This window comes from Bacillus sp. REN10 (assembly GCF_016820555.1).
Taxonomy (GTDB): Bacteria; Bacillota; Bacilli; order Bacillales; family Domibacillaceae; genus Bacillus_CE.
Genome location: NZ_JADHDW010000018.1, coordinates 25,890 through 38,259 on the forward strand (window position 1 = coordinate 25,890; position 12,370 = coordinate 38,259).

The window sequence follows — 12,370 nt, forward strand, 5'->3', positions numbered from 1 at the left end:
GGTCAGATACATTTTCCGACTGTTTCCTATTAATAGGCGGTCTCTCCTCCACAGCCAGAACTCCATTTTAAGGTTTTTGTAAGGTTGAGATTAAGATGGTGTAAGATTCCGTACGTATGATAGGTGTCAGAAGGAAGGAGAGAGTAACATGAAACCTATTTTACAAGCAAGAAATGTGGAAAAGGTGTTTGGCTCAAAGGAAAATGAGTACCACGCCTTAAAAGACATTCAGTTAGATATACACGAAGGAGAATTTGTTGGCATTATGGGGCCTTCTGGGGCTGGGAAGTCGACACTTTTAAATATTTTATCAACAATCGATATTCCATCTGCTGGTGAGATCATCATCGACGGGCAAAATATTGTGCAAATGAAAGAGGAGCAATTATCGGATTTCCGCCGCCATAAGCTCGGCTTTATTTTCCAAGATTATAATTTGCTAGATACATTGACGGTAAAAGAGAATATCGTGCTACCGCTGGCGTTATCGAAAGTACCTGTAAAAGAAATTGAAACACGCGTCAATGAAATGGCTGATACGTTTGGTATTCGTGAGATCTTAAATAAATACCCATATCATATTTCTGGCGGACAGAAACAAAGAACAGCCGCTTCTCGGGCGATCATCACCAACCCTAAGCTGATTTTAGCCGATGAGCCAACAGGTGCGCTCGATTCTAAGTCAGCGACTGATTTATTAAATAGTTTGACTGCCTTAAATGAAAAACAACGATCCACGATTATGATGGTGACACATGATGCGTATGCCGCTAGCTTCTGCAAACGGTTATTGATTATTAAAGACGGAGAGTTATTCAAGGAAGTGTATAAAGGAGAGCAGTCACGTCAAGCTTTTTTCCAGCAAATTTTAGATGTGCTTGCGTCGCTTGGAGGTGGCGCTCATGACGCTCTTTAATATCGCAAGAAAAAATATTCGGCAAAACTTTATGAACTACTTTTTATACTTTGCCTCGATGATTTTCGGTATCGTCATTTACTTCACATTCGTTTCCTTAAAATATGATCAAACGATTGCGACGACATCGGAATCATCACCGAAAATGGATTCGATCTTTAGCGCCGCTTCCTTTGTCTTACTGATTTTCGTGGCAATTTTCATTTGGTCATCGAACGCCTTTTTCATGCGGAAGCGAAAAAAAGAAGTTGGCTTATATTCACTGCTTGGTGTTCGAAGAAAAGAAATTGGGCTCATGCTCTTTTATGAAAATTTTCTGATGGGGACATTCGCACTCGTCATCGGAATGGGGCTCGGTGCGTTATTATCCAAAGGGTTTGTGGCGTTATTGATGAATATGATGGGCTATGAGGTCGTGACAAACTTTACGATTTCATCAGCCGCGATCATCAATACAGCGATCGTATTCTTGATCATTACGCTCGTCACATCATTTCAAGGCTATCGATTAATTTATCGTTTTAAATTAATTGAACTGTTTCAAGCAGATCAAGAAGGAGAACATGAGCCAAAAGCATCCTTATGGTTAGCAGGATTGTCGCTGATCTTGATTGGTGGCAGTTATTGGTTAGCTCTTCAATCGTTCGACTCTACTGCTTGGCAAACACTTGGCCTTTTATTCACACCGCTCGTCATTTTAACAACGGTGATTACAGGCACTTACCTTTTATTTAGCACCTGCATCGTCTACGCGTTAAAAGCATCTCGAAAAAAGAAGTCGCACTTTTGGCACGGATTAACGATCATTACAACATCGCAATTGTTATACCGAATTAAGGGGAACGCCCGCACATTGACGATTATCGCCGTCTTAAGTGCCACGACGTTAACAGCGGTTGGAGCCGCTTATAGCTTTTACTATAATACGAAAACAACAGCGACAACGGTGACACCAAACAGTTATTCCTTCATCGTGACAGATGATCAGCTAGCTAAACAAGCAGATGAACTGATCGAACTCGCGGAAGATCATAAATTGCGCTATCACCAAACGATTAACACTTTACAAGTAGAGACGGATACAACGAATTTAGACAGTCCGCTGATGAGCACAGAGCTAGTCTACTCCCTTATTTCTACTAGTGATTTTAATATAATAGCCGACAAACAAGGACGAAAAGAATCGTTATCGCTACACGGAAACGAAGTCGTCGCCCTAGATCGCATGTATCACGAAAAATGGTCGCCGAAATATGCCGGCAAATCGATTACGTTTCATTTGAATGATCGTGAAGAAGTGACCTTCACAGATTTTAAAACATATGATGTCCTCAATATCGGTGTCGATGGGCCAACGCTTGTTGTGAGCGACGAGCTGTTCAAACAGTTAGCAAGCGAGCTGAAAGCAAGATCGATTGATATGTATGGAATCACAAACGCGGATCAAGCGAAAGAGTTAACAAAGCAACTGAAAACAATCATGCCAGAGGAGGCGGCCTTTTCTAGCTATTACGAAGTGTATGCTGCTGGCTTAGAATCAACCGGATTGCTCATTTTCGTTGGTGGATTTTTAGGCCTTGTCTTCTTAGCCGCAACTGGCAGCATCATCTATTTCAAACAGCTAACAGAAGCACACGCCGACCAAGACCGTTATCGTATTTTATCCAATATCGGTGTCAATAAAAAAGATTTACGAAAAACGATTGCGAAACAAGTATTTTTCATCTTTGCCTTACCGCTACTCGCAGGAGTTACTCATAGCGCAGTAGCCTTAACGGCATTATCTAACTTGTTAACAACAAACTTAATCGTTCCAACTCTGATCTGCATGGGAGTATACATGATCATCTACATTATGTATTACTTCATGACCGTTCAAGCGTACTATAAAATTGTCACAAACAAAGGAGAATAACCATTATGAAAAAATTAGGAATAACCATCGGAATACTTGCTGCTTTATTTGTCGGGTTCATTTTATTCATCCAAAACGTTGACATAAACCGACTCGGAGCCGACAGCTACTTCGTCAAAATTACAACAGACGGAAAAGAAATCGGAGACGTGACTGACACAGGAGAAAAATGGACGCGCTACGAATATCAACTAGAAAGCGTGAACGAAAAAGGCGAGACGAAAACGCTCGAATTCACAAGTCAAAATCAACTTCGCCACGACGCTTACCTTGAAGTGTTTGTAAAGGGTGAAAATGAAGTGACTTCTTATCAAGAAGTGCAACAAGCGGAGCTTCCAGAGAAAGTGAAAAAGAAATTGAAATAAGACAAATGAGGTGATGTTCATTGAGCATCACCCCATTCATTTATAACATTTCCATTTTTATTAACCTAAATAAAGCCATGCGTCTTTAACCACGCCTTAAAAGACTTCATTGGATAATCACCATCAATCATTGAATCGTCAATCGTGTATAATATTAATCCATGATTACATTCTTTCCCACAAGGTTTAAATTGCTCAAATACTCCTTTATCGTGTTCATCTACGATGACATCCCAATAGTCTTCATTCAACGCTTTATAAGCTACTACTTCAATGTCATGTCCATCTTCATAATATCCAATATGAAGGTGAACACCTTGTTCATACTCTTTCATTTATTGATCCTCTTTTCTAACTAAGCCTTAAGAAATATCCTATTGTTTGGATAGGCTACACTAAGTTGGATACATCAATAAGAGCCTTGATCTACCGCCCATACAATCCATCATTAAATCCTTCAATAAACCCTTGGATGAAATCAGGTAGCACGAAAATAGAAATTAACGCCAACACTCCTACGACCAAACTATATTTCAACACCTTATCCTTCTTCAAATCCATCACCTCATTTACAAATATTTTACATACATATAGTGTACCATAATAGAGTCATAGATGATGCTCCGTTCAGTTCATATGACAAAAGAGAGAAGTGAGATACTCACTTCTCTCTACACTACTTATTCGTTTGGAAACCAACCTACAGGCTCTACTGCCAAATTAACATTGATCTGCTTGATTTCTTGGAAATCATCTAAACCATAAGTTCCAAGGCTACGGCCAATTCCGCTTTGTTTATATCCGCCCCAAGGAGCTTCTACATAAGTAGGATGATAGGAGTTTACCCAAGTGATCCCAGCGCGAACTTTCTTAATCACTCGCATCGCTTTAGCTCCGTCACCAGAGAACACACCGCCCGCAAGTCCATAAACAGTGTCATTAGCTAATTGAATGGCCTCTGCTTCATCTTTAAACTTTTGGATCGTCACAACTGGTCCAAAAATCTCTTCTTGCACGATGCGCATGTCAGATGTCACATTCGTGAAGACCGTTGGCTCGATGAAGAAACCTTGGTCTAATCCGTTTTCTGTTAAACGACGACCGCCACATGCGAGTGTCGCTCCTTCTTCTTTACCAATTTCGATGTATTTTAAAATGGAATTCATTTGATGTTCACTGTTAATGGCGCCCACTTGGGATGTCTCATCTAGGCCAGGACCGACTTTAATTTGTTTCGCGCGCTCTACATAGCGTTCGACGAATTTGTCGTAAATGCTTTCTTCTACTAAAATACGGCTTCCAGATGAGCAGACTTGCCCCGCACCAAAGAAAATTCCGAATAAGGCATAATCCACAGCTGTTTCAAAGTCCGCATCCGCAAAAATAATATTTGGAGATTTTCCTCCTAGCTCTAGAGAAACTTTCTTTAAGTTTCCTGCCGCTGCTTTCATAATTTCGCGTCCGACTTCTGTGCTTCCTGTAAACGAAACAAGATCCACATCATGGCTTTCAGCGATCGTTTGGCCAACGACGGAACCTTTACCCATGACTAGGTTAAAGACTCCTTTTGGTACACCGACTTCTTCTATAATTTCCGCTAACTTCATCGCCGTAATCGGCGTCGATTCCGCTGGCTTATAAACAATCGTATTTCCTGCCGCTAACGCAGGAGCTATTTTCCACACGCTCATTAATAATGGGAAGTTCCAAGGGACGATGAGGCCTGTAACGCCAACTGGCTCTTTTACAACCATAGCTTGTACATTTTCAGGCACTTGGTAAGTCTCGCCATCCGGTGTCATAATCAAGCCAGCGTAATAACGGAAGCATGTCGCCGCATCACTAATATCAAATTCCGCTTCCGCTTTTAATTTCCCATTGTCCATGACTTCTAATTGAACTAACTCCTCAAAGTTCTCTTCAATTTTGTCGGCGATTTTATTTAAGTATTTCGCTCGCTCGTGAGTCGTTAATTCAGACCAGACACCGCTTTCAAATGTCGCTTTCGCAACAGCGATGGCTTCTTCTGTTTCTGCTTTTGTCGCTCTTGGGGCGATAGCGATCACTTCTTGATTAGCCGGATTAATCACTCGATTGACATCAGCATTTTGAGAACCTCTCCACTCGCCATTGATATACATTTTTAATTCGATTGCTTGTGTTTGTACCGTCATTTTTTATCCACCTCGTCTATTATATTTTTAACACTAATTTTTCTTCTTTCGCTCTTGAGCAGCACGTCAAGATTGTCTGTCTTTGTTGTCTTTCTTCCTTGCTAAAGAAGATATCGCGATGATCCACTTCCCCTTCAACGACATCGACTTCACATTGACCACACCCGCCAGCCTTGCAGGAATAAGGTGCTTCAATGCCCGCATCTAGCAGAGCTTCTAACAGCGTTTTTTCCGCATGGACTTCTAATACGGTGTTGTGACTCGCGATTTCCACTACAAATGGACGGTTTTCTCCGGATAGCGCCGCAAACAGTTCAAAATGGATGGATTTTTCCGGATATCCATAGGAAAGGGCGGCCTCTTTGTATTCAGTCACCATCGAAACGGGCCCACAGAAATAAACATGGCTGCCAATGCGCTGATTCTTCATTGTTTCCGGTGTCATGCGTACAGGTTGCTCACTTCTTGAGAAATAGAACGTACATTTTCCTGGATATGTTTCATTTAAGTAATCATAATACGCACATTGTTCCTTTGTGCGAGCGGCATAATGAAGTTCAAATGTTTTCCCTTGCGCTTCTAGTTCCTTCATCATCGTTAAGAATGGTGTAATCCCAATTCCAGCAGCGTAAAACACATGATGTTTCGCATGAAAGCCTAATGTAAAGTGGTTCTTTGGAAAACTCGTTTTCACTGTATCTCCGACTTTTATATGATCATGCCAATAAACCGATCCTCCTCTTGAGTTAGGGTCACGATTAATAGAGATCGAGTAATGCGTGCGATCGGTTGGAGCACTGACAAGGGAATAGTCCCGCTCAAGAATGGTCTCTCCTTGGTCCACATAGGTCGTGATATGCGCACCGCCCGTAAATGCTGGCAGCAATTTCTGATCAGAAGGATAAAGATCAAATCGCTTCACACTCTCCGTGATCTGCTCGATCTTCCCTACATACATGTCGATATTTCCTATAACTCTCATACTCTTCACCTCAGTCCTTTTTTTCCTTGTTAATTCTGTTCATTCGGGATGAATGGGTAGCCGATATACCCTTTACGCACTTTCGAGAAAAATGGGCCTACTTCCATATGCGCATCGCAATGTGAACATTGCACCTCATCGTCGTAGCTGATTTCACTCGTTTCATAACATTTCATGCAATAGATATAACGTTTTTTAGGCCCATAGATAATCGTCTGAATTTCATCTTCTGTAAAACCGGCTTCTACCGCTTCCGTAAACACAGTGACTGCGTGATCCCAGTTTGATGCAATGTACAGATGCGTGCCCATTTTTTGACCGTAAAGCAAGGTACGCAACCCCTGCAAGTCGATGCCCTCTTTAATTTCAAAGTACTCATATTCAGACGTTTCTTCCGTTCCCTTAGCGCTTACTTGTTTGATATCGCTTACAACTTGTTGATCATAAATGATGAGATGTTTGTTTCTTTTCTCATTTAGAGTCAGTGTTTCTTTAATGGTTTCTGATTGATCATATAATACCGGGCTATTATACAAAGTGCTCCTCCCTTTCTTTTTGGTTTTTTAATTCACTTTCACGCTTTCAATCAAGTTTTTGAGGTACTCAACGGATTGTGGTAAAAACGGCGCCATCCCTTTATACTCGGCCATATAATCAGGAATATCTGCCAGGTTAAAATAAGTGACCTCTAGCCATTCTGGTCTTAATACAAGATCCTCTAACGGAAGAAACTGCGTATCAAGGACAAATAAAACAGCATTGCTTCGTGGCATGCGGATGAACCACTGCTCTTCTACCCGCAGGTGAACGAGCTTTCCGGCATTTTCTGCGGTTACCTTATATCGTTCAGGCCCCCAAATATCCATCGTTTCATAGTTCACATCCCAGCGATCCGCCATCAAGTTCCAATTGACTCTTGTTCTTGGGGCCCCCGGCTCAATCGTTAACAAAAACTTTCGAATGCGATCCGTGAGTTCCACCCCATCTCGGCTGACAAATGGGACAGGACCGTGTATTTCATTAAAGGACATGCCCAAATTCCAGTTCGGTGAAAACAAGGCCGCAAAGGATTCTTGAGCGACTTCAAGGTAGAAGTTATCATCGCGGTTGACCATTAACATAAAGTCATTATGAAAATGGCGGCCAATCATATCATAAGGTTCTAGTGCAAGGCTCGATGTATCGCCAAACGTGAAGGTTTCAGTTTCGCCTAAAATATGATTTTTGAACGTCCATCGATCGCCATCTTTTTCTACACTAAAGTGTTCAGGGTATTTGTTTGTGGACAAATCGATTAATAACTCTACAAACTCCCATTGCATTTCCATCGTATGGGGGAATGATTGGTAGCGAACTTCCGGTTGTTCTTCCAACATTTCTCGTTTCCGTTTGATTTGCGCTTTGTACTCCGGCGTGATTTTCATGAAATTCACTTTATCTTCACTTAGGGCCACTAAATCATTGGAATAACGATAAGTCTTATTTTTAAAATTGGTAAATGGAAATGTAAACATATCAAGATTAGTTGATTTAAACATTTAACTCTCCCCTTTTTAATTTAATTCAGTAATTGCAATATCCGTGCCAAACGTTATTTTCGAAGAATACTATGCTCAATCAGGATTAGTGAACTTTTCATTCACCTAGTTAATTTCAATTTGTAAATTTTATTTCAAAAATAAAATTTCTGGATTAAACAGCATCGTTGCTTTTGGATGGCAAAGAAGGTTTATTCATGTTTCGATCTGCATTATAAGCAAAGATGTATTTGGCCGAAACATAATAGCATATCCCTGCCGCAAAGTATGCTGGAATACCAGCGGAAATATAATAGAACAAACTGCTAGAAGTATCTGATACAGGATTGTACAAACCCCAATACACCACTGTACCGACTATAAAGCTTACAATCGCAGATGGATTCACTCCTCGCCAGTAATAATAGCTTCCGTTTGTATCATAAAGGTCTCGGATGGAAATTTTCTGCTTTTTCACGAAGAAGAAGTCAGAAATGACGATCCCTCCAAATATCGCCATGATATATGAAATCACGGTTATAAAAGATCCGAAAGCATCGTAAAAAGAAGCACTTAACAATAACAAGACAGTTGGTATAGCTGTCGCCATCGCAATAGTCCAAGACTTCTTTGGAAAAACGGTTTTAAAACTAATCGCTTGTGAATACATAAGGAAAGTTCCTGCAGTGATATTTCCAAGAGTGAGCAGTAAAAGGCCAATAATTCCAACCCATGTCCCACCAATCGCGAACATCCAATCAGTTGGATCTAATGATGCAACCACTAATGCAGCAAGGGCTCCTAATATGACAGCGACATTGACAATAATGCCATAGCTGAAAAAGCCAGCTTTAAATGCAGATTTTTCACTTTTAGCAAGTCTGCTGTATTGCCCCAGATAAGGAAGCCAAGAAAATCCAAGCCCAATATTTATTTCTAAAGCTGTAATAAGTGAACGAGCATGGTCATCATAGGGTTCAGTTGGAGATAAGGAGAATATTTTATCCAATCCTTGTCCAAACATTAAAAGAGCGATGAGACCTAAAGTCATCAATAAAATAGCTGGAACGCCGATTAAGTTGAACTTGCGCATGACAAGCGGTCCTTGAAAAGTGATCAAAAATACAATCGCAAAGATGATGATGGCAAAGAAAGGTGCTCCAGTTGTTCTCGTTGTAAAAAAGTCTGGGAGACCAGCTACAGAAGCAATCTTAACTAATGCTTGTCCTGCCATAAAGAAGGCGATTGACATGTAACCGATCGTAAGGAACATGAAGATAAAATAAAATATATTTGAGCCTAAGTAACCTAACGCACTGCGAAAACCAATAAAAGTATCTACCCCGTACCTGGAAAAAAGAAGGATGATAGGCGCAATCAATAGGAAAGGTAAGGCATTTCCAAATAAAATCGACGCAATGGCTTCTTTTGCACTAAGCATCATCCCGGTATACCCGCCTACAAGTATACAGATGCAAGAAATACCGATTCCCACTTGAATGAGAACCAAATCCCAAAAACCAAACACACGATCACTTTTTTGTGCAGGCAGGAATCCAAAAGCCACATCTTTTGAAATAGCGGAATTGTTTTTACTCATTTCAACCTCCTGGTATTTGTATTTAACAGGTGACAGGCGCCCAACCTGGCTATCAAGTATTACGGGCTAATAAAGAAATACTAAATGAAACTTCATTTAGAAAATAACAAATAACAAAAATGTTGAAATAACCGCTATTATTGCTAGTTCAGGAATGGTATTGCCGATTTTCATTTTGTCAGCATCGGATTCCTCCTTCTCATAATTTTGAATCCGTTCATGTAGATCGGTATACAAATTCCTCACAAATGCATCTGCAGATGTCATATTTTTTTCAATCATGCTTTCTTTTTTCAAAATATCTTCCCCTCTTTCTAATATTTTAAATATTTCGATTTATTTTAATATTGCAACTTCCATGCCACTTGAAAACCCTTACAAATCAACTCTTTAGAAAAAAACGATTTTCATTTATGGAATTTTCATTTAAAATTGAAATACATTTTGGGGAAGAAAATGGGGGGAAGGTGTTAATTAAAGTGCATAATGTCCTTACCGATGTGTTACAGTCAACTCTTTTGAGGATATATGATGAACTAATTATTACAGATAGTCATGGATTTATAATCAAAGTTTTCGGAAAATTGTTAAAATTAAAAGGAGATACATCCGATTTGGCCGGCATGAACTTATTCGAGATTGGAAAAACAACCTTTTATGATGGAACATCTCTAGAGGAGTTGCTGAATGGAGATAAGAGATCGATTATTCAAACGACCTGGAATAACGAAAGAATCCTTATCACTTATTATCCAGAGCATAAGATAGAAGGTAAAGAATATTACACATGGGGACTTAAAGCTCTTTCAAGAAGCGATAATGTTTTGTTAGAAAATGTTATCGAGGATGAAATCGATTTTTCTAGAGAGCTTCCAAAAGACGTTTCTAGGCTATTTATTGTGAAGAGCCAAAAAATGATGGATGTTTTGAATACGGTTGAAATGGCTGCAAAAGTTTCGTCCTCTGTTCTTTTATTGGGGGAATCCGGAGTAGGTAAGGAAGTTATCGCTCGGGCAATTCATGATCTCGGTACTCGAAAAAACAAGCCATTTATTGCAGTGAACTGCGGAGCCATTCCTGAAAATCTGTTGGAAAGTGAACTATTTGGATATGACGAAGGAGCCTTTAGCGGTGCAAAGAAGGATGGCGCACTTGGCAAGTTTGAACTTGCCAATAAGGGAGTGCTTTTTCTCGATGAAATCGGTGAGATGCCACTCAATCTTCAGGTGAAATTACTAAGAGTTCTGCAAGAAAGGGAAGTTACCCGTTTGGGAAGTTCAGCTACTGTCAAACTTGATATCCAAATCATTGCAGCTACCAATAAAGATATTAAAAGCTTAGTGAAGGAAGGAACATTCAGGGAAGATCTTTATTATCGTTTGAATGTAATTCCTATAACAATTCCTTCATTAAGAGAAAGGATTGAAGAGCTCCCTTATTTAATTAATTTCTTTTTGCATAAATACAATAGTATGTATGATCGGACCATTCATATTGATCAAGATGCCATTGACTTGATGTCGATCTATGAATGGCCGGGCAACATTAGACAGCTTGAAAATATGATTGAGAGAATGGTTGTGACAAGTAAAGAGGCAATAATAGATGCTTCAGCAGTTCAAGAGTTTTTCCCGCTTGAGCAAGAAGCTGTTCAATCAGCACCTCCCATATTTACTCACCTAATGCCCCTTCAAGAAGCGATGGATCTTGTGGAAGAGCAATTAATTAACATGGCTATGGAGAAATATAAATCTATTAAACTGGCAGCTAAGGTGCTGGATGTCAGTCAACCTACAATGAGCAGAAAGTATAAGAAGATTTTGGCGAAACTATCCGAACAGAATATAGTCCCATCTGCTAAAAGAGAAATTCTTGAAAGCCAGCTAAATAACCGATTACGCTCCGTAGCCATAGCTACAGCAGCAATCATACAGCCAGAGGAGGTTAGTGAATTAAAAAAAGATCCTTCTTTTTCTAATCCGATCTTTCAAAAGCTTCAAAGTCAGCTTACGATGATCAGAAAACAGGCAGGAGGCATTAAATGGGCCTTTATCTTTGATATGATTGAGCATAAAAAGTTTAAAACTCTAGCTGCAGACAAAGATTTTACCATGCAACCTGGGCAATTCTATGAAGGATCACCGGAATTTGCTAAAGTAGCTGCCAATGCAGTGAAAGGACGAGTGGAAGTAACCAAGATATATAAAGATATTTACGGAGAATGGAAAACAAGCCTCGCACCAGTGATAGACGATACAGGCAAAGTCATTGCACTGATTGGTTATGACTATAGTAAAGAGTATATTGATTCTGAATTAGGCAAGATGGGAAAAGTCTTGAAGATTAATATTTAAGGCTATTTTCTATAGGAATCGCCATATTTAATGTTGTAAAAAAGAAAATGAAAAGTTTATCCGTTTTAGCCATTGTATTCACTCTAACAGTTCCAATAGTTAGTCTGATCAATAGTATTGGAAGAGTAGAGGGAATGAATGAATTTGAACATTTAGTGAGTCAATTGCAACAAGGTGCTATTTGGTCTGTTTTTACAATTATAGGTTATTTGTTTTTATTGCTGCTCAAAAGCAAGACTAAAAACCAAGTTATCGTTTCAAATTAACACTTGTAAAGACCTCTATCTGGGGTCTTTTTTATTCACTTCTCAACATTACCGTTGTGTAACTTGATTTTTGACACGCTGATTTCTGTTCCAGCTTGGAATTGATGTTTCATGTGGAAGGTCGCTGACGGAAAGGATGAGCAGGTAAGGAAATATTAAAAGTCATTCCCCTTAGCAATTATTTAAATGACCCTAAACTTAGAGAAGATGAACCTCCCCCACCTATTGCTTCGCTCTTGAGGTAGGGGTTTCTTGTCGATCCCCAAGACATCAGAAGCTGG

Annotated in this window: 13 protein-coding genes; 5 read left to right on the forward strand and 8 right to left on the reverse strand. The window is 39.7% G+C overall.

Going from position 1 to position 12,370, the window contains the following annotated elements:
• The first annotated feature begins 148 nt into the window (after positions 1–148).
• Genes IRB43_RS16405 through IRB43_RS16415 form a run of 3 tightly spaced genes read left to right on the forward strand, consistent with a single transcriptional unit; the run spans position 149 to position 3,196 of the window.
• Positions 149–916, forward strand: a complete 768-nt coding sequence (locus IRB43_RS16405) for an ABC transporter ATP-binding protein (RefSeq protein WP_203364553.1) — start codon at positions 149–151, stop codon at positions 914–916.
• Entirely contained in the window at positions 903–2,831 is a 1,929-nt protein-coding gene (locus IRB43_RS16410) for an FtsX-like permease family protein (RefSeq protein WP_203364554.1), read from the forward strand. Before IRB43_RS16405 ends, IRB43_RS16410 begins: the two co-directional genes overlap by 14 nt.
• A gap of 5 nt (positions 2,832–2,836) precedes the next feature.
• Positions 2,837–3,196 (forward strand): YxeA family protein, encoded by a 360-nt coding sequence (locus IRB43_RS16415; RefSeq protein ID WP_203364555.1) that lies wholly within the window; start codon positions 2,837–2,839, stop codon positions 3,194–3,196.
• A gap of 65 nt (positions 3,197–3,261) precedes the next feature.
• Here IRB43_RS16415 and IRB43_RS16420 read toward each other — a convergent pair whose 3' ends face one another.
• From IRB43_RS16420 to IRB43_RS16450, 8 genes are all read right to left on the reverse strand, one after another.
• Complete coding sequence (locus tag IRB43_RS16420; RefSeq protein WP_203364556.1) at positions 3,262–3,531, reverse strand: DUF3986 family protein; 270 nt, start codon at positions 3,529–3,531, stop codon at positions 3,262–3,264.
• Positions 3,532–3,622: 91 nt separating this feature from the next.
• Positions 3,623–3,751, reverse strand: a complete 129-nt coding sequence (locus tag IRB43_RS18020) for a hypothetical protein (RefSeq protein ID WP_275296791.1) — start codon at positions 3,749–3,751, stop codon at positions 3,623–3,625.
• Between the two features lie 125 nt (positions 3,752–3,876).
• Positions 3,877–5,370: an aldehyde dehydrogenase family protein gene (locus tag IRB43_RS16425; protein WP_203364557.1), complete on the reverse strand. Its 1,494-nt coding sequence runs from the start codon at positions 5,368–5,370 to the stop codon at positions 3,877–3,879.
• A gap of 19 nt (positions 5,371–5,389) precedes the next feature.
• Positions 5,390–6,352, reverse strand: a complete 963-nt coding sequence (locus IRB43_RS16430) for a PDR/VanB family oxidoreductase (protein WP_238942066.1) — start codon at positions 6,350–6,352, stop codon at positions 5,390–5,392.
• A gap of 29 nt (positions 6,353–6,381) precedes the next feature.
• The gene (locus IRB43_RS16435) at positions 6,382–6,888 is read right to left on the reverse strand and encodes a dimethylamine monooxygenase subunit DmmA family protein (RefSeq protein WP_203364558.1); all 507 of its coding nucleotides are present in this window, start codon (positions 6,886–6,888) and stop codon (positions 6,382–6,384) included.
• 27 nt (positions 6,889–6,915) lie between these two features.
• The gene (locus tag IRB43_RS16440) at positions 6,916–7,890 is read right to left on the reverse strand and encodes a heme-dependent oxidative N-demethylase family protein (protein WP_203364559.1); all 975 of its coding nucleotides are present in this window, start codon (positions 7,888–7,890) and stop codon (positions 6,916–6,918) included.
• 154 nt (positions 7,891–8,044) lie between these two features.
• Entirely contained in the window at positions 8,045–9,469 is a 1,425-nt protein-coding gene (locus tag IRB43_RS16445) for a purine-cytosine permease family protein (protein WP_203364560.1), read from the reverse strand.
• A 96-nt stretch (positions 9,470–9,565) separates the two neighbouring features.
• Positions 9,566–9,766 carry a hypothetical protein gene (locus IRB43_RS16450; protein WP_203364561.1) on the reverse strand — a complete coding sequence of 67 codons (201 nt, stop codon included), beginning with the start codon at positions 9,764–9,766 and terminating at the stop codon, positions 9,566–9,568.
• A gap of 116 nt (positions 9,767–9,882) precedes the next feature.
• Between IRB43_RS16450 and IRB43_RS16455 the strand changes: the two genes are divergently transcribed.
• Both IRB43_RS16455 and IRB43_RS16460 read left to right on the forward strand, forming a co-directional pair.
• The gene (locus IRB43_RS16455; protein ID WP_203364562.1) at positions 9,883–11,823 is read left to right on the forward strand and encodes a sigma-54 interaction domain-containing protein; all 1,941 of its coding nucleotides are present in this window, start codon (positions 9,883–9,885) and stop codon (positions 11,821–11,823) included.
• A gap of 11 nt (positions 11,824–11,834) precedes the next feature.
• Entirely contained in the window at positions 11,835–12,089 is a 255-nt protein-coding gene (locus IRB43_RS16460) for a hypothetical protein (protein WP_203364566.1), read from the forward strand.
• The last annotated feature ends 281 nt before the right edge of the window (positions 12,090–12,370 follow it).